This is a genomic window from Burkholderia sp. MSMB1826, from assembly GCF_001526325.1.
Classification (GTDB): domain Bacteria; phylum Pseudomonadota; class Gammaproteobacteria; order Burkholderiales; family Burkholderiaceae; genus Burkholderia.
The window spans coordinates 1-22,191 of record NZ_LOYN01000029.1; the positions used below are offsets into that span (position 1 = coordinate 1).

Consider the following 22,191-nt stretch of genomic DNA (forward strand, 5'->3'; position numbering starts at 1 on the left):
CACTTCGACCGTCTGGGCGTGCCTCGACTCTCATGACCTCAACTGCTCGAACCGCCCGGTGCGGACCCGCATGCCGGGTGGTGTGGGAGGGGATCGGTCAGGCTGCCTGACCGCCCCTATCCCGATTGCGCGGTCGAATCGTGCGGGAAGAATGGCGTCGACGTCGTGACGATGCGTGCGTCGCGTCGCATTGCGTTCGTGCCATCACACGTCGATCACACCGTCAGTCGGCATGGCGCATCGTGCATCCGGCGACTTGCCTGCCCGCGTGAAGTGCGATCGCCCGGCACCGTGTCGGGTCCTGCACCCCGAAACAAAAACGCCACGGCATGCCGTGGCGTTCGTCGTTACCGCTTCGCGCCGTCGTCCGGCGCGGCGCGATCAGTGGTGCGCGTCGGCGGGACGCCCATCGAAGTCGTGTCCGGCGCGCCGAATTTCGCAGCGTGCATCCTTTTCGCCTTTCACGCCGTTGAACACGATGTTCAGGATCACGGCCGTGGCCGATGCGAGCAGGATGCCGCTGTGCAGGATCGGCGCGAGCGCCGGCGGCAGCTTCGAGAAGAAGTGCGGCGACACGACCGGCACGAGGCCCATGCCGACGCTCACGGCGACGATGAACAGGTTGTGCGAGTTGTTCACGAAGTCGACCTTCGACAGCACCTTGATGCCGTTCGCGGCGACCATCCCGAACATCACGATGCCTGCGCCGCCGAGCACGAACGGCGGCACCGACGCGACGACCTGCGCCATCTTCGGGAACAGGCCGAGCAGCACGAGGATCACGCCGCCCGTCGCACACACGAAGCGGCTCTTCACACCCGTCACGCCGATCAGGCCGACGTTCTGCGAGAACGACGTATGCGGGAACGAGTTGAAGATGCCGCCGATCAGCGTGCCGAGGCCGTCGACGCGCAGGCCGCGCACGAGGCGCTCCTGATTGACCGGGCGATCGACCATGTCGCCGACCGCGAGGAACATGCCGGTCGATTCGATGAACGTGACGAACATCACCGTGACCATCGTCACGATCGACAGCGGATCGAAGTGCGGCAGGCCGAAGTGGAACGGCATCACGAAGCCGACCCACGGCGCATGCGCCACGCCGTCGGTGTTCACGCGGCCGATCGCGAACGCGATCACGAAGCCGGCGACGATGCCGAGCAGCACCGAGATGTTCGCGATGAAGCCGCGGCCGAACTTGTTGATCAGCAGAATCAGCGTGAGCACGAGCAGGGACAGGCCGAGATAGACCGGGCTGCCGTACTCGGGGTTGCCGACGCCGCCGGCCGCCCAGTTGATGCCCACTTCCATCAGCGACAGCCCGATCACGGCGATCACCGTGCCGACGACCACGGGCGGGAAGAACCGCAACAGCTTGCCGATCATCGGCGCGAGCACGATGCCGATGATGCCGGCGGCGATGGTCGAGCCGAAGATGTCGAGAATGCCGAGGCCGGGGTTCGTGCCGATCGCGATCATCGGGCCGACCGCCGCGAACGTGCAGCCCATGATGACGGGCAGGCGGATGCCGAAGATCCACAGGCCGAGCGTCTGGATCAGCGTGGCGATGCCGCACGAAAACAGATCGGCGCTGATCAGGAACGCGATCTGGTCTTTCGGCAGCTTGAGCGCCGCGCCGACGATAAGCGGCACGGCGACGGCGCCGGCGTACATGACGAGGACGTGCTGCAGGCCGAGCGTTACCAGCTTGCCGGTCGGCAGCACCTCATCGCACGGATGGACCGTGTTCGATTGCATCTGTCTCACTCCATGATCTTGTTTTCGGGGTGATACGAAGTTATTCGGAATGAGTCCATGCAACAAGAGCACTGGGTTCTATTCCGCTCTTTGCTGGTTCGATATGCCATTTCGGCATGGAGCAGGGGATCGATCATCGGGAAACTGCCGCGGGAGTGAGGTGTACCGGTTTTATAGCGCTTCAAAATAGCGCCGGCCCCCATGTCAAATATGGGTCGCTTTATGGTGTGTATCGGGCGGGCCGCATAGTGGCTAAAAGCGGGGTGCGGAAATCGCGCCGGGTTAACCCGCGAACGGCCGCTTTCGCGTGCACGGTGCAGCCCGGTGGAGCGCCGCGACTCGACCGCATTTTCGATGCGTCGAAGCGACGGCCAAAAACGGGGCGCGCGTCGCGATCCCGTTATCATCGATATCCGTTCATACGACTCTCCTTCACGTCATGCGCCTGCTCGGAATCGACCTCGGCACCGGCTCCATCAAACTCGTCACGCTCGATGCCGACGGCGTCGAGCGGGCGGTGGCGAGCGAGCCTTATGAGTTGTCGTCGCCGCAGCCCGGCTGGGCGGAAATCGCGCCCGACACGTGGTGGCAGGCGCTCGTGCGCGCGGCCGCGCGGCTGCCGGCCGACGAGCGTGCGCAGGTGGCGGCGATCGGGTTTTCGGGACAGATGCATGGCGTCGTGCTGATCGACGCGGCCGGCCAGCCGGTGCGGCCCGCGCTGCTGTGGCCCGACACGCGCGCGGCGCGCGAGGCGGATGCGGCCGATTGGCCGGCGTCCGGATCGTCCGTCGCACCGAACCCCGTGGCGCCCGGCATGGCGGGCCCGCTGTTGCGCTGGCTGGCGACGCACGCACCCGATGCGCTGCATGCCGCGCGCTGGGCCGTGCAGCCGAAGGACTGGCTGCGCAGCGCACTCGGCGGCGACGTGGCGGCCGATCCGAGCGACGCGTGCGCCACCGCGCTCGCCACGCCCGACGGCGAGTGGGATATCGCGTTGATCGACGCGCTCGGCCTGCCTGCCGACCGCTTCGCGCCGGTGCGTGCGTCCACCGCGCGCTGCGGCGTGCTAGGCGCGCAGGCCGCCGCCGCGCTCGGCCTGCCGGCCGGCGTGCCGTTGGCGACGGGCGCGGCCGATACCGCGTGCGCGGCGCTCGGCAGCGGGCTGGCCGCGGCAGGCGATGCGCTGCTGACGACCGGCAGCGGCGGGCAGATCGTCGTGCTCGCGGATGCGCTGCCGCCCGCGCGGCGCGGCTTGCATCGCTATCGTGCGGCGGCGGGCGGCGGCTATTACACGATGGCGGCGATGCAGAACGTCGGGCTCGCGCTCGAAGCCGTGCGCGGCTGGCTCGGCTACGCGCGATGGGCCGATGCGTATGACGACGCGTTCGCGCAGCCGGCGTCCGAACGGCTGTGCTTCCTGCCGTACCTGACCGGCGAGCGCTCGCCGTGGATGAACCCCGATGCGCGCGGCGGCTGGCTCGGCCTCGGGCTCGGCGATACGCGCGGCGCGATGATGCGCGCCGCATTCGAAGGCGTCGCGTTCGCGTTGCGCGCGGGGCTCGATGCGATCCGCGACGCCGATCGCGGCGACGCGGTGACGACGCTGCGCCTCGCGGGCGGCGGCTCGGTCGATCCGCGCTGGCGCCAGTTGCTCGCCGACGCGCTCGGCGCATCGCTGCAGGCGATCGACTGCCCGAACGCCGCGACGCGCGGCGCCGCGCTGCTCGCAGGCGTCGCGATCGGGCATTGGCGCGAGGATGCGTTGCACACGCTGGCGCCGAGCGCGTCGCCGGTTGCCGCGCCGCATGACGACCGCCTGCTGGCTGCACGCCACGCGCGCTTCGTCGATCTGTACGCGCGCACGGATGCATGGTTCACGACGGGCGTTTAAACTCGGGCACTTGTTCTTTTGCGCCAGCGATGACGCATCCTGGCAAGCCGGCGACCGTTTCTCGCACGCGACGCGCGGCGGGAGCAGCCATCATGGCGAGCACGAAATTCTTGCGCCGTGCCACGCGCGGCACGGCTTCGACCGCTTTGCACGAAACCCCGGCAGGCGCCGGCACGCCGGCTCGGGCCGATCTCACAGACACACAGGAGTGACACGATGAAAACGAAAGCCGCGATTGCATGGAAGGCCGGTGCGCCGCTGACGATCGAGGAAGTCGATCTCGAAGGGCCGCGCGCCGGCGAAGTGCTGATCGAGGTGAAGGCGACGGGCATCTGCCACACCGACTACTACACGCTGTCGGGCGCCGATCCGGAAGGGATCTTCCCGGCGATCCTCGGCCACGAAGGCGCGGGCGTCGTGGTCGACGTCGGCCCCGGCGTCGGCACCGTGAGAAAGGGCGACCACGTGATTCCGCTCTACACGCCCGAATGCCGCGAATGCAAGTTCTGTCTGTCGCGCAAGACCAACCTGTGCCAGAAGATCCGTGCGACGCAGGGCAAGGGGCTGATGCCCGACGCGACGTCGCGCTTCTCGCTCGACGGCAAGCCGCTGTTCCACTACATGGGCACGTCGACGTTCTCGAACTACATCGTCGTGCCGGAGATCGCGGTCGCGAAGGTGCGCGAGGACGCGCCGTTCGACAAGATCTGCTACATCGGCTGCGGCGTGACGACGGGCGTCGGCGCGGTCGTGTACTCGGCGAAGGTCGAGGCCGGTGCGAACGTCGTCGTGTTCGGCCTCGGCGGGATCGGCCTGAACGTGATCCAGGGCGCGAAGATGGTCGGCGCGGACAAGATCATCGGCGTCGACATCAACCCGAAGCGCGTCGAGCTCGCGAAGAAGTTCGGGATGACGCACTTCATCAACCCGAACGAAGTCGAGAACATCGTCGACCACATCGTGCAGTTGACCGACGGCGGCGCCGACTACTCGTTCGAATGCGTCGGCAACGTGAAGCTGATGCGTCAGGCGCTCGAGTGCACGCACAAGGGTTGGGGCCAGTCGTTCATCATCGGCGTGGCCGCGGCCGGCGAGGAAATCAGCACGCGTCCGTTCCAGCTGGTGACGGGCCGCGAATGGAAGGGCTCGGCGTTCGGCGGCGCGCGCGGGCGCACCGACGTGCCGAAGATCGTCGACTGGTACATGGAAGGCAAGATCAACATCGACGACCTGATCACGCACACGCTGCCGCTCGAGCGGATCAACGAAGGCTTCGACCTGATGAAGGCCGGCGAGTCGATCCGCTCGGTCGTGCTGTACTGACCGGGGGCATACCGCCATGCTCGAACTCGTTTCCTCGCATGCGTGCCACGGCGGCGAGCAGCGTTTCTACCGTCACGATTCGGCGGCCATCGGCCTGCCGATGAAGTTCTCGGTGTATCTGCCGCCGCAGGCTGTGCACGGGCGCGTGCCAGCGCTGTTCTATCTCGCGGGGCTCACGAGCACCGACGAGACGTTCGCGATCAAGGGCGGCGCGCAGCAGTACGCGGCGCAGCACGGCATCGCGCTCGTGATGCCCGACACGAGCCCGCGCGGCGCGGGCGTGCCGGGCGAGACCGATGCGTGGGACTTCGGCGTCGGCGCGGGCTTCTACGTCGATGCGACCGAAGCGCCGTGGTCGACGCATTACCGGATGGAGTCGTACGTGACGGGCGAGCTGCACGAGCTCGTCGCGGCCGAGCTGCCGATCGACGGCGCGCGGCTCGGGATCTTCGGCCACTCGATGGGCGGCCACGGGGCGCTGACGCTCGCGTTGCGTCATCCGGGCCTGTACCGGTCGGTGTCGGCGTTCGCGCCGATCGCCGCGCCGACGCGCTGCCCGTGGGGCGAGAAGGCGTTCACGGGCTACCTGGGCGCCGATCGCGAAGCGTGGAAGGCGCACGACGCGAGCGAGCTGGTCGCGCGCGCCGATGCACCGAAGTTCGCGGACGGCATCCTGGTCGATCAGGGGCTCGCCGATCAGTTCCTCGCGAACCAGTTGAACCCCGACGTGTTCGAAGCCGCGTGCGCGAAGGCCGGCCAGCCGCTGACGCTGCGCCGCCATCCGGGCTACGACCACGGTTACTACTTCATCTCGACGTTCATCGCGGATCACCTCGCGCATCACGCGCGCGTGCTGGCGCGGTGAGTATCGGCGCAAGCCGGTCACGCATCCGGTTCGCATGAAAAAACGCCGGCGCTGCCCTCGGGCACGCCGGCGTTTTCATTGGAATCGGGCGGCGAGCGCCGCGCCGCGATCAGTTGCGCCGCAACAGGCTCGCGCCGTACACGAGCGCCGACAGCGCGGTGATCCAGAAGCTCGTCGGCCAGTCGGTGTGATACGCGAGCACGATGCCGACCCACGCTTCGAACAGCGCGAACAGCGCGGCGAGCAGCACGCCCGTCGACAGGCGCGTCGACACGTTCTGCGCGGCCGCCGCCGGCCCCACCAGCAGCGTGAATACGAGCAGCACGCCGACGATCTGCGTCGCCGCCGCCACCGCGAGCGCGCACACCGCGAGGAACAGCATCGACACCGTGCGCAGCGACACGCCCTTGGCTTCGGCCAGCTCGGGCTGCAGCGACGCGAACAACAGCGGCCGCGCGATCAGCGCGAGCGCGACGAGGCTCACCGCGCCGATGCCGGCGAGCACCGCGAGCGTGTCGCGGCTGACCGCGAGCACGTTGCCGAACAGCAGCGCGGTGACCTGCGTCGCGAACGACGTGTAGAAGTGCAGGAACAGCAGGCCGAAGCCGAGCGCGCCGGACAGGATCACGCCGATCGCGACGTCGCGGCCCGCGAGCCGTTCGCCGAGCGCGCCCATGCCGATCCCGGCCGCGAGCGTGAAGCCGACCATCCCCCAGATCGGCGAGAGGCCGAGCAGCACCGCGCCCGTCGCGCCGGTGAAGCCGACGTGCGACAGCGCGTGGCCGGCGAAGGTCTGCCCGCGCAGCACCAGGAAATAGCCGACGATGCCCGCGAGCACCGCGACGATTCCCGACGCCGCGAAGGCGTTGATCATGAAGTCGTATTCAAACATCGTGCGAATGCCCGGGATGGGCGTGTCCGTGGTGATGATGGCCGTGGCCGCCGCCACCGCCGTGCGAATGATCGTCGTCCTCGTGTTCGTGATCGTGCTTCTCGATCTCGACGTCGCCCGACATCACGAAGATCTTGCCGTTCACGCGCATCACGTCGATCGGCGATCCGTAGAGCCGCGACAGCACGGGCTTCGTGATCACCTCGTCGACGGTACCGAGCGCCGCGACGCCGTTGCCGAGATACAGCACGCGGTCGAGCGCGTTCAGCAGCGGATTCAGTTCGTGCGCGGAGAACAGCACGGTGATGCCGAGCTCGCGCTGCACGTTGCGCACGAGTTCGACGACGCCGCGCTGGTGGTTCGGATCGAGGCTGATCAGCGGCTCGTCGAGCAGCAGCAGCTTCGGGTTGCCGAGCAGGCATTGCGCGAGCAGCAGCCGCTGCCGTTCGCCGCCGGACAGTTCGGACAGCGGCCGGCGCGCGAGCGACGGTCCGCCGACGAGGTCGAGCACGCGATCGACGTCGCGGCGCGTGGCCGCGTTCGTGTGCGGCAGGCCCCAGCGGTGGCCGTCGGCGGCCATCGCGACGAAGTCGTAGCCGCGCATCCGGCGGTTCGCGAGGCCGCTCCTGATCTGCGGCATGTAGCCGATCGACGCGTTGCCGCGCACGACCGGCACGCCGCCGACCGACAGCGTGCCGGCCGACACGGGGATGAGGCCGAGCACCGCGCGCATCAGCGTCGTCTTGCCCGCACCGTTCGGCCCGAGCACGCCGACGAATTCGCCGGGCTCGATCGAGAAACTCACGTCGCGCAGGATCGTGCGGCCGCCCAGTTCGAGCGTGACGCGATCGACGGCGAGGGCGTGGGGAGTGACGGTCATGTCGTTACGGTCGTCCGTTACTTGCCGGCCGAAAGCGCGTTGCCGAGCGCGTCGAGCTGGCCGGCCATCCATTGCTGGAAAGTCTTGCCGGCCGGCTGCGTCTCGGTGACGCTGACGGTCGGCACGCCGCCGTCGCGCGCGATTTTCAGCATGCGCTTGGTCATCGGTTCTTCGGCCTGGCTGTTGTAGATCAGCACGCGCACCTGCTTCTTGCGCAGGTCGCCTTCGAACGCGGCGACGTCCTGTGCGCTCGCCTCGGTGTCGTTCATCGTCGCGAGCTGGAAGCGCTGGTTGCGCATGTCGAGGCCGATCGCGTCCGACATGTAGCCGAACACGGGCTCGGTGGCCGTCACGGGCACGCCCTTGTACTTCGCGCGCAGCGCGGCGACCTTGTCGTCGACGGGCTTCAGCGACGCGACGAACTTCTGCAGGTTCGCGTCGTACTCGGCCTTGTTCGCCGGGTCGGCGCGGCCGAGCTCGGCCGCGATCGCGCGTGCGGCCGCCGGCATCGTCGCCGGGTCGTACCACAGGTGCGGGTTGTCGCCGGCCTTCTTGCCGACGAGATCGGCGACGACGATCGTCGCGCGCTTCGCCTGCTTCGACGCGCCGAGCAGCTTGGCCATCCACGGATCGTAGTTCGCGCCGTTGTAGATCACGACCTGCGCGTGCTGGAGCGCGCGGGCGGTCTTCGGGCTCGCTTCGAACAGGTGCGGATCCTGGTCGGGATTGCTGAGGATGCTCGTGACCGCGACGTGGCGGCCGCCGATCTGCGAGGCGACGTCGCCGTAGAAATTCTCGGCGGCGACGACGTTGACGGTCGCGGTCTGCGCAAGCACGGGCGCGGCGAACGACAGCGTGGCGACGGCGGCGGCCAGCCAGCGGACAGGCGACAGGGCGCGCCGCGGCGCGCGCTTCAGGGCAATGGACATGGAACTCCTCGTTGGAAGGGCGGCGCGTGCGCCGCGCGAGTCGGCGTCAGCGCTGCGCGGGCTTGCGCTTGCAGTGCCCGCACAGGCCGCTCAGCTCGACGACTTGGTGGTGGACTTCGAAACCGTGCGCGGGCCCGCTCGCGGACAACTGCTTCGCGAGGTCGCCGCCGGGAATCTCGACGGTGTCGCCGCACGCGTCGCAGATCAGGAACTGGCCTTCGTGCGGCACGCCGATCTCGCAGCAGGCGAAGAACGCGTTCTTCGATTCGATCCGGTGGATGAAGCCGTGCTCGACGAGGAAATCCAGTGCGCGATAGACGGTCGTCGGCGGCACGCGGCCGCGCTGCGGTTCGAGTTCCGCGAGCAGGTCGTACGCGCCGATCGGGCGCTGCGCGGCCAGCACGCGTTCGTAGACCTGGCGGCGCAGCGGCGTCCACGCGAGCCCGTGCTCGGCGGCGAATGCGTCGGCCCGGGACAGCCGGGCGTCAATGGACGATGAGGTAGCCATGGCGTGAAGCAGGCGCTGAAACAAAGTACAGCGATGATATAACGTATCGCCGCGCCATGCAGCGCGAATTCCGTTCGACGCCCTTGCTTCCCGCCCTTGCTGCGTCCCCTTCACCGTCGACGCCACTGCGCCGCACCGTGCGCCTCCGCGCCTTGCCGTGCGGGCGCGGCGGGGCATCGCCGTGCGCGGCCGTGCCGCAGCGCGTCATAGAAAGCCGTCGCGTCGTCTTGACAGCGCGTATCGCGTATCCGATCATTCGATCACCAACAGAGCAATTGATCGGTCTGCGAGCGTTCGCTCACCTCGCGACCGTCGTGCAACAGAACGAACCGGAGACAACCAGTGAGACTGGCAGACAAGGTCGCGATCCTGACGGGCGCCGCAAGCGGCATCGGCGAGGCGGTCGCGCAACGCTATCTGGACGAGGGCGCGCGCTGCGTGCTGGTGGACCTGAAGCCTGCGAGCGGCTCGCTCGCACGGCTGATCGAGGCCAGCCCCGGCCGCGCGGTGGCCGTCACGGCCGACGTCACGCGCCGCGACGACATCGAGCGGATCGTCGCGACGGCGGTCGAGCGCTTCGGCGGCGTCGACATCCTGTTCAACAACGCGGCGCTGTTCGACATGCGCCCGATCCTCGACGAATCGTGGGACGTGTTCGACCGGCTGTTCTCGGTCAACGTGAAAGGGCTGTTCTTCCTGATGCAGGCCGTCGCGCAGCGGATGGTCGAGCAGGGGCGCGGCGGCAAGATCGTCAACATGTCGTCGCAGGCCGGCCGTCGCGGCGAGGCGCTCGTGTCGCACTACTGCGCGACCAAGGCCGCGGTGATCAGCTATACGCAGTCGGCCGCGCTCGCGCTCGCGCCGCACCGGATCAACGTGAACGGCATCGCGCCGGGCGTCGTCGACACGCCGATGTGGGAGCAGGTCGATGCGCTGTTCGCGCGTTACGAGAACCGGCCGCTCGGCGAGAAGAAGCGGCTCGTGGGCGAAGCCGTGCCGCTCGGCCGCATGGGCGTGCCGGGCGACCTGACGGGCGCCGCGCTGTTCCTCGCGTCGGCCGACGCCGACTACATCACCGCCCAGACGCTGAACGTCGACGGCGGCAACTGGATGAGCTGACATGCCGCCGCTCGCACGCGCAACCCCGGCGGCTTCGCTGCACGCGGCCGCCGCCGCACGAGGACACGCCTGATGGCCGAGATCGTCGTCGCCGGCGAGCTGCTGGCCGAATTCGTCGCCGCCGAGCGCGGCCAGGGCTTCGATACGCCGGGCCTGTTCGCCGGACCGTTCCCGAGCGGCGCGCCGGCGATCTTCGCCGATCAGGCCGCCCGGCTCGGCGCGCGCGTCGCGTATGCGGGCTGCGTCGGGCGCGACGCGTTCGGCGACGCGATCGTCGCGCGGCTCGCACGCGACGGCGTCGACGTCGCGCGCATCCGCCGCGTCGCCCGTCCGACCGGCACCGCGTTCGTCGCGTATCGCGACGACGGCTCGCGCAGTTTCGTCTTCACGTTGTCGACCAGCGCGGCCGCGTGCGTCGATGCGTCCGACGTCGACACCGCGATGTTCGACGGCTGCCGCTATTTCCACGTGATGGGCTCGTCGCTGACGAGCGAATCGGCGATCGCGGCGGTGCAGCGCGGCGTGATCGAGGCCGCGCGCGCCGGCGCGAAGGTGTCGTTCGATCCGAACGTGCGGCCCGAGATGCTGAGTTTTCGGCCGATGCGCGCGGCGCTCGACGAGATGCTCGCCGCGTGCCACCTGTTCCTGCCGAGCGAAGCCGATTTGCCGTTCTTCTGCGGGCCGCAGCCGGCCGAGCGCGCGATCGCGGGCCTGCTCGCGACGCATCCGCTGCTCGAGCGCGTCGTGCTCAAACGCGGCGCGGCCGGCAGTGTCGCGTTCGACCGTGCGAGCCGCATCGACGCGCAGGCTTATCCCGTCGACGAGCTCGATCCGACCGGCGCCGGCGACTGTTTCGGCGGCACGCTGGTCGCGAGCCTCGTCGCGGGCCTGCCGATCGATGTCGCGTTGCGCCGCGCGAACGCGGCGGGCGCGATCGCGGTCACGCGGCGCGGCCCGATGGAAGGCAACAGCAGCGCGGCCGAGATCGACCGTTTCCTGACCGAACGAGGTATCGCATGTCCGGCCTGACGACCGTTGCCGAGCGCACGCGCACCGCGCACGCGGGCACCGTGCTGCGGATGATCTTCGACGCGAACCGCGCGGACGCGCAGCGCGGCATCTATTCGATCTGCAGCGCGCACCGGCTCGTGCTGGAGGCCGCGTGCGAAACCGCGCGCACCGACGGCTCGCCGCTGCTGATCGAGGCGACCTGCAATCAAGTGAACCATCTCGGCGGCTACACGGGCATGACGCCGGCCGATTTTCGCCGCGACGTCGATGCGATCGCCGCGCGCTGCGGGCTCGCGCCGTCGGCGCTCGTGCTCGGCGGCGATCATCTCGGCCCGAACCCCTGGCGGCATCGCCGCGCGGCCGACGCGATGCGCGAGGCCGGTGCGATGGTCGCCGCGTATGTCGAAGCCGGGTTCGAAAAGATCCATCTCGATGCGAGCATGGCGTGCGCGGACGACCCGGCGCGGCTCGACGATCGCACGATCGCCGCGCGCGCGGCCGAGCTGTGCCGCGTCGCGGAAGACGCGGCGGCGCGCGCCGGGATCGCGCCCGTCTACGTGATCGGCACCGAGGTGCCGACGCCGGGCGGCGAAGTGGCCGGCGACGGCGATGCGGACGGCGCCGCGATCGCGCGGATCGCGGTCACGCGCACCGACAGCATCGCAGCGACGCTCGACGCGCACCGCAGCGCGTTCGCGGCGGCCGGGCTCGACGACGCGTGGACGCGCGTCGTCGCGATCGTCGCGCAGCCGGGCGTGGACTTCGACGATCGCCACGTGCTCGACTACGACGGCGCCAAGGCCGCGTCATTGGGCGCGAGTATCCTGCAGACGCCGCGCCTCGTATTCGAAGCGCATTCGACCGATTACCAGACCGAGGCCGCGCTCGCCGCGCTGGTGCGCGACCATTTCGCGGTGCTGAAGGTCGGCCCCGCACTGACGTTCGCGCTGCGCGAGGCGCTGTTCGCGCTGACGTTCATCGAGGACGCGCTGATCGACGACGTCGTGCAGCGCTCGCGGTTGCGCGACGTCGTCGATGCGGCGATGCGCGCGCAGCCCGAACACTGGGCGCCTTACTACCGCGGCGACGAGACCGCGCAGCGGCTCGCGCGCCAGTTCAGCTACAGCGACCGCATCCGCTATTACTGGCTGCAGCCGGCCGTCGCGGCGGCGGTCGAGCAACTGTTCGACAACCTCGCGCGGCAGCCGGTGCCGGAGACGCTCGTCGCGCAATGGCTGCCGGACGTGTACGCGGCGTGCCGTGCGGGCGGCCTCGCGAAGGAACCGCGCGCATGGGTGCGCCACCGGATACGCGACGTGATCGCGCACTATGCACGCGCGTGCGGGATGCAGCGGCCGGCATGACGGGCCGCGAAGGAAACGATGCAACACCGACGCAAGACCGACGACATTTCGAACAATCACAGGAGACATGCCATGCAACGAAAGATGCTCGACGCCGCCGCACGCTGTTTCGCCGGAGCCGCGCTCGCGACGGCGGCCTGCGCGGCGTCCGCCGGCACGCTGACGATCGCGACGCTGAACAACCCCGACATGATCGAGTTGAAGAAGCTGTCGCCGGCGTTCGAGAAGGCGAACCCCGATATCAAGCTGAACTGGGTGATCCTCGAGGAGAACGTGCTGCGCCAGCGCGCGACCACCGACATCACGACCGGCAGCGGCCAGTTCGACGTGATGGCGATCGGCACCTATGAAACGCCGCAGTGGGGCAAGCGCGGCTGGCTCGCGCCGATCACGGGGCTGCCGGCCGACTACGATCTGAACGACATCGTGAAGACCGCGCGCGACAGCCTGTCGTACAACGGCCAGCTCTACGCGCTGCCGTTCTACGTGGAAAGCTCGATGACGTTCTACCGCAAGGACCTGTTCGCGGCGAAGGGGCTGAAGATGCCCGACCAGCCGACCTACGACCAGATCGCCGAATTCGCGGACAAGCTCACCGACAAGTCGAAGGGCACCTACGGGATCTGCCTGCGCGGCAAGGCCGGCTGGGGCGAGAACATGGCGTACGTGTCGACGGTCGTGAACACGTTCGGCGGGCGCTGGTTCGACGAGAACTGGAACGCGCAGCTGACGTCGCCCGAATGGAAGAAGGCGATCAATTTCTACGTGAACCTGCTGAAGAAGAACGGCCCGCCGGGCGCGAGCTCGAACGGCTTCAACGAGAACCTGACGCTGACCGCGTCCGGCAAGTGCGCGATGTGGATCGACGCGACGGTCGCGGCCGGGATGCTCTACAACAAGCAGCAGTCGCAGGTGGCCGACAAGATCGGCTTCGCGGCCGCGCCGGTCGCCGTCACGCCGAAGGGCTCGCACTGGCTGTGGGCGTGGGCGCTGGCCGTGCCGAAGACGTCGAAGCAGCAGGACGCCGCGCGCAAGTTCATCGCGTGGGCGACGTCCAAGCAGTACATCGAGATGGTCGGCAAGGACGAGGGCTGGGCCTCGGTGCCGCCGGGCACGCGCGCGTCGACGTATCAGCGCGCCGAGTACAAGGCCGCCGCGCCGTTCTCGGATTTCGTGCTGAAGGCGATCGAGACGGCCGACCCGAACGATCCGTCGCTGAAGAAGGTGCCGTACACGGGCGTGCAGTACGTCGGGATTCCTGAATTCCAGTCGTTCGGCACGGTGGTCGGCCAGTCGATCGCGGGCGCGGTCGCGGGCCAGATGTCGGTCGACCAGGCGCTCGCCGCCGGGCAGGCTGCCGCCGACCGCGCGGTGCGGCAGGCCGGCTACAAGAAGTAACGCGCAAGCCGTCGCGCGGCTCGCATCGTGCGCCATGGCGCACGGCGCGAGCCGGCGCAGCCGACAGGCGGGCAGGCCGTTCGCGCCCGCGCATCAACCGGAGGGACTCCGATCATGCGTCACCTGCGTCTTCCCCTGAGTCACGCGCCGTCGGTCGGCGACGCGTCGTCGCCGCCCGGTGCGCCGCGCCGGGCACGCGGCGGCGCGAGCTGGCTCGTGTCGCCGTCCGTCGCGGTGCTGCTGCTGTGGATGTCGATTCCGCTCGCGATGACGATCTGGTATTCGTTCTCGCGCTACAACCTGCTGAACCCGGACGTGAAGGGCTTCGCCGGGCTCGACAACTACCGTTTCCTCGCGACCGATCCGTCGTTCCTGCCCGCGATCTGGCACACGCTCGTGCTGATCGGCGCGGTGCTCGCGATCACCGTGGTCGGCGGCGTGCTGATGGCCGTGCTGTTCGACCGCAAGTTCTACGGGCAGGGCATCGCGCGCCTGCTCGCGATCGCGCCGTTCTTCGTGATGCCGACGGTGTCCGCGCTGATCTGGAAGAACATGATCCTGCATCCGGTGTACGGGCTCGTCGCGAACGCGATGCGCGCGCTCGGGATGACGCCGATCGACTGGTTCGCCGACTACCCGTTGACCGCGGTGATCATCATCGTCGCGTGGCAGTGGCTGCCGTTCGCGTTCCTGATCCTGTTCACCGCGATCCAGTCGCTCGACCAGGAACAGAAGGAAGCCGCGCGCATCGACGGCGCCGGCCCGGTCGCGATGTTCTTCTACATCACGCTGCCGCACCTGAAGCGCGCGATCGCCGTGGTCGTGATGATGGAGACGATCTTCCTGCTGTCGATCTTCGCGGAAATCTATACGACGACGGGCGGCGGCCCCGGCGACGCGACGACCAACCTGTCTTACCTGATCTATGCGCTCGGCCTGCAGCAGTTCGACGTCGGCCTCGCGTCCGCGGGCGGCATCATCGCCGTCGTGGTCGCGAACGTCGTGTCGTTCTTCCTCGTGCGGATGCTCGCGCGCAACCTGAAGGGGGAGTACGAGAAATGAGCGACCTGACCTTCGAAGGCCGGCGCACGCCGGCCGTGTTCGACCTCGTGCGGCGCGCGCTGCCCGGCACGCTCGCATGGCTGATCGCGCTGCTGCTGTTCTTCCCGATCTTCTGGATGGCGATCACCGCGTTCAAGACCGAGCAGCAGGCGTATGCGTCGACGCTGTGGTTCATGCCGACGCTCGACAGCTTCCGCGAGGTGTTCGCGCGCAGCAACTATTTCGCGTTCGCGTGGAACTCGGTGCTGATCTCGGCCGGCGTCACGGTGATCTCGCTGCTGTTCGCGGTGCCGGCCGCGTATGCGATGGCGTTCTTCCCGAACCATCGCACGCAGAAGGTGCTGCTGTGGATGCTGTCGACGAAGATGATGCCGTCGGTCGGCGTGCTGGTGCCGATCTACCTGCTGTGGAAGAACTCCGGGCTGCTCGACACGGTGTCGGGGCTCGTGATCGTCTACACGCTGATCAACCTGCCGATCGCGGTATGGATGACCTTCACGTACTTCAACGAGATCCCGAAGGACATCCTCGAAGCCGGACGCATCGACGGCGCGTCGACGTGGCAGGAGATCGTCTACCTGCTGATGCCGATGGCGCTGCCGGGGCTCGCGTCCACCGCGCTGCTGCTCGTGATCCTGTCGTGGAACGAGGCGTTCTGGAGCATCAACCTGTCGAGCTCGAACGCCGCGCCGCTGACCGTGTTCATCGCGTCGTACTCGAGCCCCGAAGGGCTGTTCTGGGCGAAGCTGTCCGCCGCCTCGCTGCTCGCGGTCGCGCCGATCCTGATCGTCGGCTGGCTGTCGCAGAAGCAGCTCGTGCGGGGGCTCACGTTTGGGGCGGTCAAATGAGCGGTGCGAGTGCAGGGACGAACGTGCTGATCTGCGATTGCGACGGCGTGCTGATCGACAGCGAGGCCGTGGCCGCCGACGTGATCGTGCGCGAGCTCGACGCGCGCTGGCCGGGCGTCGATGCGCGGCCGGCCGTGATGCCGCTGCTCGGGCTGCGCATCGAGCGCGTGCTGGCGGGCGCGAGCGACGCGGTGGGGCGCGCGCTGTCGGCCGCCGACGTCGACGCGATCCGCCGTGCGGTCGAGGCGGCCGCCGTCAACGCGCCGATGGTCGACGGCATCGATGTGGCACTCGCGGCGATCGAGCTGACGACCGCCTGCGCGAGCAACAGCTATCGCGCATACGTCGAAGCGGCGCTCGCGCGCACCGGCCTCGCGCGCTTTTTCGGCGACCGGCTGTTCTGCGCGGATTCGGTCGCGCGGCCGAAGCCGGCGCCGGACGTGTATCTGGCGGCCGCGCGCACGCTCGGCGTGGCGCCCGCGAACTGCCTGGTCGTCGAGGACAGCGCGACGGGCATCACCGCGGCGGCCGCGGCCGGCATGACCGTGCTCGGCTTCGTCGGCGGCGGGCACGCATCGGCCGCGCAGATCGACGCGCTGCGCGGTATCGGCGCGCGTCACGTATTCGACGACATGCACGAGCTGCCCGGCTACGTCGCGCGTTGGCAGGCGACGGGCGCGGTGCTGCCGAACTAGCAACGATCACGCGCCGCCGGCCAGGCGACGCATCACGAACGAACGGAGACAGATCATGGCAAGCGTGCTCCTGCGCAACATCGCGAAGCGCTACGACGACACCGAAGTGCTGCGCAACGTGAACCTCGACATCGCCGACGGCGAATTCGTCGTATTCGTCGGGCCGAGCGGCTGCGGCAAATCCACGCTGATGCGGATGATCGCCGGCCTCGAAGACATTTCGAGCGGCGACCTGCTGATCGACGGCGCGAAGGTCAACGACGTGCCGAGCGCGAAGCGCGGCATCGCGATGGTGTTCCAGTCGTATGCGCTGTACCCGCACATGACGCTGTACGACAACATGGCGTTCGGCCTCAAGCTCGCGGGCGCGAAGAAGCCCGAGATCGACCAGGCCGTGAAGCAGGCCGCGAAGATCCTGCACATCGATCATCTGCTCGACCGCAAGCCGAAGCAACTGTCCGGCGGCCAGCGGCAGCGCGTCGCGATCGGCCGCGCGATCACGCGCAAGCCGAAGGTGTTCCTGTTCGACGAACCGCTGTCGAACCTCGACGCCGCGCTGCGCGTGAAGATGCGGCTGGAATTCGCGCGGCTGCACGACGAGCTGAAGACGACGATGATCTACGTGACGCACGACCAGGTCGAGGCGATGACGCTCGCCGACAAGATCGTCGTGCTGTCGGGCGGTGCGGTGCAGCAGGTCGGCACGCCGAACACGCTGTATCACGCGCCGGCGAACCAGTTCGTCGCGGGCTTCATCGGCTCGCCGAAGATGAACTTCCTGAAGGGCACGGTCGAATCGGCCGATGCGACCGGCGTGCTCGTGCGGTTCGACAGCGGCGAGACGCAGCGTGTCGCGGTCGACGCGGCCGGGCTGCAGCGCGGTGCGGCCGTGACCGTCGGCGTGCGGCCGGAACACCTGCTGGTCGATGCGGCGACGCCCGGCGTCGCCGCGCGGACGATGGCCGTCGAATCGCTCGGCGACGCCGCGTATCTGTATGCGGAGTCGGCCGTCGCGCCGGACGGGCTGATCGCGCGAATTCCGCCGCTCGACACGTATCGCACCGGCGAGGCGCTGCGCGTGCATGCGCTGCCCGAGCACTGCCATCTGTTCGACGAGCACGGGCAGGCGTTTCGGCGGCTGAGCGCGCACGCGAAGGCGGCTTGACCGCTGCTGCGCGCCGGTTACAGCCGCAAATGCTCGGCCATGTAATCGACGAACGCGCGCTGCTTGGGCATCGGATGGCGGCCTGACGGCCACAGCACGTAGAACGGCGTACGGCTCGCGACGTGGTCGTCGAGCACCGCGCGCAGCCTGCCGTCGGCGAGCGTGTCGCGTACGAAGAACTCGGGCAGGCATGCGATGCCGAGCCCGCGCAGCGCGAAGCACAGGCGCGTCTCGGCGTTGTTGCTGACCATCGAGACGGGCACCTCCGGCGGCGTGCCGGCGCGCGGCGCGCGCAGCGGCCAGATCTCGAGCTTGCCGCTGCTCGGGAAGCGGTAATGCAGGCAGCGGTGCTGCGCGAGATCGGCCGGTGTGCGCGGCGTGCCGTGCCGGTCGAGATAGTCGGGCGACGCGACCAGGTGCTGGCGGAAGTGGCCGAGCAGCCGCGACGACAGTCGCGAATCGGTCGGACGGCCGGTGCGCAGGACCACGTCGAAGCCTTCGTCGATCACGTCGACGATCCGGTCGCTGAAATCGATGTCGAGCTCGATCTCCGGATACGCAGCCATGAAATCGGCGAGCACCGGCAGCAGCAGCGTGCCGATCGTCGGCAGGCTCACGCGCAGCCGCCCGCGCGGCGCCTCGACGCTCTGCGTCAATTCCCGCTCGGCCGCATCGATTTCGGCGATCACGCGCCGGCACCGTTCGAGAAAGCGCGCGCCTTCGGCCGTCAGCGTGATGCTGCGCGTGCTGCGGTGAAAGAGCCGCACGTTCAGGCGCGCCTCGAGGCGCGCGATGCGCTTGCCGACCGCCGACGCCGACAATCCGAGCGCGCGGCCGGCCGCGACGAAGCTGCGCGTTTCCGCGACCTGGACGAACACGACGAAACCGCCAAGATTTTCCATGCAGGGCCTCGATTACGGACATCGATGTCCGGAGTGTCCGGAACTCTAACCCGGTTTTTCTTCCGGCGCCGGCTCCTTACGATGGGCGTTCCTTCACTGTTCGAGGTCACGCCATGTCATCGTTGCCTGTCACCACGCACCGCAGGGAACCGGACGCCGCGCTGCGCGCGCGGCTCGACGCCGTGCTCGATCGCGCGCTGGCCGACGCGCGCGTGGTCGGCGCGGTCGTGCTGGTCGCGCGCGACGGCGAATTGCGTTATGCACGCGCGGCCGGGCTGGCCGACCGCGAAGCCGGCACGCCGATGCGCGAGGACACGCTGTTCCGGCTCGCGTCGGTATCCAAGCCGATCGTGACGGCCGCCGCGATGCGGCTGGTCGCGGCATCGAAGATCGGCCTCGACGAACCGGTCGCGCGCTGGCTGCCCGCGTTCGCGCCGACGCTCGCGGACGGCACGCCTGCCGACATCACGCTGCGCCATCTGCTGTCGCACACGGCCGGGCTCGGCTATCGCTTTCTCGAAGCCGACGCCGACGGACCGTATGCGCGCGCGGGCGTGTCCGACGGCATGGACGGCGCCGGACCGTCGCTCGCGGAGAACGTGCGGCGCATCGCCGGCGTGCCGCTGCGGTTCGCGCCCGGCACGTCGTGGCACTACTCGCTCGCGACCGACGTGGTCGGTGCGCTGATCGAGGCGGTCGACGGCCGACCGCTCGCCGACGCCGTGGCGGCGCTCGTGACGACGCCGCTCGGGATGACCGACACGGCGTTTTTCACGCGTGACGCGGCGCGCCTCGCGACGCCTTACGTCAGTACGCCCGGCGTGCCGCGCCGGATGACCGACGACGATCTCGTCCCGGTGTACGAGGGTACGGTCGGCATCCGTTTCGCACCGGCGCGCGCGTTCGATGCGGCCGCGTGGCCGTCGGGCGGCGCAGGGATGATCGCTACGGCGGGCGACTGCATGACGCTGTTCGATACGTTGCGCACCGGGCGCGACGGTTGGCTCGCGCGCCGCTGGATCGACGAGATGTCGCGCGTTCAGCCGGGCGCGCACGACCTGCCGGACGCGCCGGGGTTCGGCTTCGGACTCGGCTTTTCCGTGCTGCATGACCCGGCGGCCGCGCAATCGCCGGAATCGGTCGGCACGTGGCGCTGGGGCGGCGCGTACGGGCATGCGTGGTTCGCCGACCGGGCGGCCGGGCTGACGGTGGTGGCGCTGACCAATACGTTGTACGAAGGGATGCACGGGCGCATCGTCACCGACGTGCGCGATGCGGTGTATGGCGTCGACGATCGGAGTGCGCAATGAGCGAGTGCATATCCGTCTCCGAGCGCGCCGTCGATCGGGCGGCCGATCCGTCCACGCCGGCCCGTGCACGCCTGCCCGTCGCGAACCTGCTCGCGCTGGCCACCGCCGGCTTCATCACGGTGCTCACCGAAGCGTTGCCGGCCGGCCTGCTGCCGCCGATGAGCGCCGACCTGCGCGTGACCGAGGCGCTGATCGGCCAACTGGTGACCGCCTACGCGCTCGGCTCGATCGTCGCGGCGATTCCGCTCGTCGCCGCGACGCGCGCGATGCGCCGGCGCCGCCTGCTGCTCGCCGCGCTGGCCGGTTTCGTCGTGTCGAACGCGCTGACGGCCGCGTCGCCGTATTACGCGCTCACGCTTGCGGCGCGGTTCGTCGCGGGGATGTCGGCCGGGCTGCTGTGGGCGCTGCTGGCCGGCTATGCGAGCCGGATGGTCGAGCCGTCGCTGCGCGGCCGCGCGATCGCGGTCGCGATGCTCGGCATACCGGCGGCGATGTCGATCGGCATTCCGGCCGGCACCGCGCTCGGCGCGACGTTCGGCTGGCGTCTCGCGTTCGCCGGTATTTCGGCCGCGGCGCTCGCGCTGATCGGCTGGATCCGCATGCGCGTACCCGACTATCCCGGCCAGCAGGCCGGCGCGCGCGAGCCGGTGCTCGGCGTGATGACGCTGCCCGGCGTGCGCCCGGTGCTGACGGTGATGTTTGCATACGTGCTCGCGCACAACATGCTGTACACGTACGTCGCGCCGTTCCTCGCGGGCGTGCGGATGGGGGCGCAGGTCGATGTGGTGTTGTTCGTGTTCGGCGTCGCGTCGCTCGTCGGCATCGCGTTGACGGGCGCGTGGATCGGCGCCGCGCAGCGACGCCTCACGCTCGCGAGCATCGCGCTGTTCGCGCTGGCGGCGGCGATGCTCGGCGCCGGTTCCGGGATGGCGACCGTCTATGCGGGCGTCGTGCTGTGGGGGCTCGCGTTCGGCGGCGCGCCGACGCTGTTCCAGACGGCCACCGCGAACGCGGCGGGCGAATCGGCCGACGTCGCGCAGTCGATGCTCGTGACGGTGTGGAATCTGGCGATCGCCGGCGGCGGCATCGCGGGCGGGATGCTGCTCGGCGCGACGGGCGCCGGCGCGATTCCGTGGGTGCTCGTCGCGCTGCTGGCGCTGGCGTGGGTCGGCGCGTGGCGCGCACGCCGGCATGCGTTTCCTGCGTCGCGCGCGGCCTGAGCCGGCGCGTGCGACGGCAGCGTCAGGCCGCCTTCGCGGCGAGCGCGGCGCGCGCGCAGGTTTCGTCGGTGACGAGCCCCGACAGCCAGCCGCCGCGCAGCGCGGCAATCACCGCGTCGTGTTTCTTCGGGCCGCCGGCGAACGCGATCGTCGGCCGCTTCGGCGGCGTGGCGAGCGCGACGCTCGTCACCCGCGCGCTCGTCGACACGGTGATCTGCGTGCCCTGCGCGTCGATCGGCACGCCGAGCAGTTCGGCCACCGCGCCGAGCGCGGTCATCTCGTCGCGCTCCTGTTCGGTGATGAAGCCGTCTTCGTAGAGCGGGCAGTGCGGACCGATGTTGCCGATCCCGACGAACGCGACGTCGGCTTCGCCCGACAGCGCCTCGACGATCCGGTACAGCCGGTGATTGCACCACTGCGCGCGCTCGGCGTCGCTGTCGGCGAACAGCGGCGCGGGCAGCAGGAAATGCTTGCTGCCGGTTTTCTCGGAGATGTACTGCGCGACGTCGTAGCGGTTCGACGAGCCGTCGGCCGCGATCGCGCCGACCATCGACACGAGCCGGTGCTGCGGGCGGTCGATCTGCGCGATCTGCGCGACCGCGGCCTTCAGCGTCCGGCCGCTGCTGACCGCGATCACCATCGGCCGCGTTTCGTTCAGGTAGCGCTCCATCACCTGCGCGCCGGCGACCGCGAGCTTGCGGTCGATCGCGTCGGGCGCATCGGCGTCGACGGGCACGACTTCGCACATCGCGAGGCCGTAGCGTTTCGACAGTTGCGCGCCGAGATCGAGACAGTCGGCGAGCCGATGGTCGACACGCACGCGGATCAGGTTCTTCTCGACCGCGAACGCGACGAGGCGCTGCGCGACGGGGCGCGACACCTGCAGCTTTTCGGCGATTTCGTTCTGCGTGTCGCCCGCGACGTAATAGAGCCATGCGGCGCGCGTGGCGAGATCGAGTTTTTCTGAGGACTTGGACACGATAGCGATTCGGTTCGGATCTGGGGTGCCGCCCCGCGGACCGGCCGGCGGGCCGCATGACGGCATCCACTG

20 protein-coding genes are annotated in these 22,191 nt (G+C 69.3%); 13 read left to right on the plus strand and 7 right to left on the minus strand.

The window, feature by feature from the left end:
- Window positions 1–381: 381 nt before the first annotated feature.
- Window positions 382–1,758: a nucleobase:cation symporter-2 family protein gene (locus WS95_RS17520; protein ID WP_059506709.1), complete on the minus strand. Its 1,377-nt coding sequence runs from the start codon at window positions 1,756–1,758 to the stop codon at window positions 382–384.
- A 439-nt stretch (window positions 1,759–2,197) separates the two neighbouring features.
- On the opposite strand from WS95_RS17520, the gene WS95_RS17525 reads away from it, so the two are divergent.
- The 3 genes from WS95_RS17525 (at window position 2,198) to fghA (ending at window position 5,837) form a co-directional block, all read left to right on the plus strand.
- Entirely contained in the window at window positions 2,198–3,649 is a 1,452-nt protein-coding gene (locus WS95_RS17525) for a xylulokinase (protein ID WP_059824846.1), read from the plus strand.
- A gap of 216 nt (window positions 3,650–3,865) precedes the next feature.
- Window positions 3,866–4,972 carry an S-(hydroxymethyl)glutathione dehydrogenase/class III alcohol dehydrogenase gene (locus WS95_RS17530; RefSeq protein WP_059824848.1) on the plus strand — a complete coding sequence of 369 codons (1,107 nt, stop codon included), beginning with the start codon at window positions 3,866–3,868 and terminating at the stop codon, window positions 4,970–4,972.
- A gap of 16 nt (window positions 4,973–4,988) precedes the next feature.
- Window positions 4,989–5,837: an S-formylglutathione hydrolase gene (fghA, locus tag WS95_RS17535; protein WP_059782145.1), complete on the plus strand. Its 849-nt coding sequence runs from the start codon at window positions 4,989–4,991 to the stop codon at window positions 5,835–5,837.
- A gap of 109 nt (window positions 5,838–5,946) precedes the next feature.
- On the opposite strand, the gene WS95_RS17540 is transcribed toward fghA, so the two are convergent.
- The 4 genes from WS95_RS17540 to WS95_RS17555 are packed head-to-tail and all read right to left on the minus strand — an operon-like array spanning window position 5,947 to window position 9,046.
- Window positions 5,947–6,729: a metal ABC transporter permease gene (locus WS95_RS17540; protein WP_059782334.1), complete on the minus strand. Its 783-nt coding sequence runs from the start codon at window positions 6,727–6,729 to the stop codon at window positions 5,947–5,949.
- Window positions 6,722–7,609: an ABC transporter ATP-binding protein gene (locus WS95_RS17545; protein WP_059824849.1), complete on the minus strand. Its 888-nt coding sequence runs from the start codon at window positions 7,607–7,609 to the stop codon at window positions 6,722–6,724. The genes WS95_RS17540 and WS95_RS17545 overlap by 8 nt, the downstream gene beginning before the upstream one ends.
- A 17-nt stretch (window positions 7,610–7,626) precedes the next feature.
- On the minus strand, window positions 7,627–8,538 hold the full coding sequence (locus WS95_RS17550) for a metal ABC transporter solute-binding protein (RefSeq protein WP_059824852.1): 912 nt from the start codon (window positions 8,536–8,538) through the stop codon (window positions 7,627–7,629).
- 46 nt (window positions 8,539–8,584) lie between these two features.
- Window positions 8,585–9,046, minus strand: coding sequence for a Fur family transcriptional regulator (locus tag WS95_RS17555; RefSeq protein WP_027785279.1), 462 nt, complete (start codon window positions 9,044–9,046; stop codon window positions 8,585–8,587).
- A gap of 342 nt (window positions 9,047–9,388) precedes the next feature.
- Between WS95_RS17555 and WS95_RS17560 the strand changes: the two genes are divergently transcribed.
- The 8 genes from WS95_RS17560 (at window position 9,389) to WS95_RS17595 (ending at window position 17,708) form a co-directional block, all read left to right on the plus strand.
- Window positions 9,389–10,165, plus strand: coding sequence for an L-iditol 2-dehydrogenase (locus WS95_RS17560; RefSeq protein ID WP_059824854.1), 777 nt, complete (start codon window positions 9,389–9,391; stop codon window positions 10,163–10,165).
- A 72-nt stretch (window positions 10,166–10,237) separates the two neighbouring features.
- The gene (locus tag WS95_RS17565) at window positions 10,238–11,194 is read left to right on the plus strand and encodes a sugar kinase (RefSeq protein WP_059824855.1); all 957 of its coding nucleotides are present in this window, start codon (window positions 10,238–10,240) and stop codon (window positions 11,192–11,194) included.
- Window positions 11,182–12,540 (plus strand): D-tagatose-bisphosphate aldolase, class II, non-catalytic subunit, encoded by a 1,359-nt coding sequence (locus tag WS95_RS17570; RefSeq protein WP_059824857.1) that lies wholly within the window; start codon window positions 11,182–11,184, stop codon window positions 12,538–12,540. Before WS95_RS17565 ends, WS95_RS17570 begins: the two co-directional genes overlap by 13 nt.
- Before the next feature lie 72 nt (window positions 12,541–12,612).
- The gene (locus WS95_RS17575) at window positions 12,613–13,938 is read left to right on the plus strand and encodes an ABC transporter substrate-binding protein (RefSeq protein ID WP_034208256.1); all 1,326 of its coding nucleotides are present in this window, start codon (window positions 12,613–12,615) and stop codon (window positions 13,936–13,938) included.
- A 114-nt stretch (window positions 13,939–14,052) separates the two neighbouring features.
- On the plus strand, window positions 14,053–15,000 hold the full coding sequence (locus WS95_RS17580; protein WP_034208255.1) for a carbohydrate ABC transporter permease: 948 nt from the start codon (window positions 14,053–14,055) through the stop codon (window positions 14,998–15,000).
- Window positions 14,997–15,848, plus strand: coding sequence for a carbohydrate ABC transporter permease (locus tag WS95_RS17585; protein WP_059782159.1), 852 nt, complete (start codon window positions 14,997–14,999; stop codon window positions 15,846–15,848). The genes WS95_RS17580 and WS95_RS17585 overlap by 4 nt, the downstream gene beginning before the upstream one ends.
- On the plus strand, window positions 15,845–16,543 hold the full coding sequence (locus WS95_RS17590; RefSeq protein ID WP_059782161.1) for an HAD family hydrolase: 699 nt from the start codon (window positions 15,845–15,847) through the stop codon (window positions 16,541–16,543). Before WS95_RS17585 ends, WS95_RS17590 begins: the two co-directional genes overlap by 4 nt.
- A 55-nt stretch (window positions 16,544–16,598) precedes the next feature.
- Window positions 16,599–17,708 carry an ABC transporter ATP-binding protein gene (locus tag WS95_RS17595; RefSeq protein WP_059782163.1) on the plus strand — a complete coding sequence of 370 codons (1,110 nt, stop codon included), beginning with the start codon at window positions 16,599–16,601 and terminating at the stop codon, window positions 17,706–17,708.
- 17 nt (window positions 17,709–17,725) lie between these two features.
- Here WS95_RS17595 and WS95_RS17600 read toward each other — a convergent pair whose 3' ends face one another.
- A complete protein-coding gene (locus tag WS95_RS17600; RefSeq protein ID WP_034208251.1) occupies window positions 17,726–18,610 on the minus strand; it encodes a LysR family transcriptional regulator in 885 nt (294 codons plus the stop codon).
- A gap of 113 nt (window positions 18,611–18,723) precedes the next feature.
- On the opposite strand from WS95_RS17600, the gene WS95_RS17605 reads away from it, so the two are divergent.
- Together WS95_RS17605 and WS95_RS17610 are read left to right on the plus strand one after the other, a co-directional pair.
- Window positions 18,724–19,920: a serine hydrolase domain-containing protein gene (locus WS95_RS17605; protein WP_059824858.1), complete on the plus strand. Its 1,197-nt coding sequence runs from the start codon at window positions 18,724–18,726 to the stop codon at window positions 19,918–19,920.
- On the plus strand, window positions 19,917–21,140 hold the full coding sequence (locus WS95_RS17610) for an MFS transporter (protein WP_059824860.1): 1,224 nt from the start codon (window positions 19,917–19,919) through the stop codon (window positions 21,138–21,140). Before WS95_RS17605 ends, WS95_RS17610 begins: the two co-directional genes overlap by 4 nt.
- A gap of 22 nt (window positions 21,141–21,162) precedes the next feature.
- On the opposite strand, the gene WS95_RS17615 is transcribed toward WS95_RS17610, so the two are convergent.
- The gene (locus WS95_RS17615) at window positions 21,163–22,119 is read right to left on the minus strand and encodes a sugar-binding transcriptional regulator (protein WP_034208249.1); all 957 of its coding nucleotides are present in this window, start codon (window positions 22,117–22,119) and stop codon (window positions 21,163–21,165) included.
- Between the last annotated feature and the right edge of the window lie 72 nt (window positions 22,120–22,191).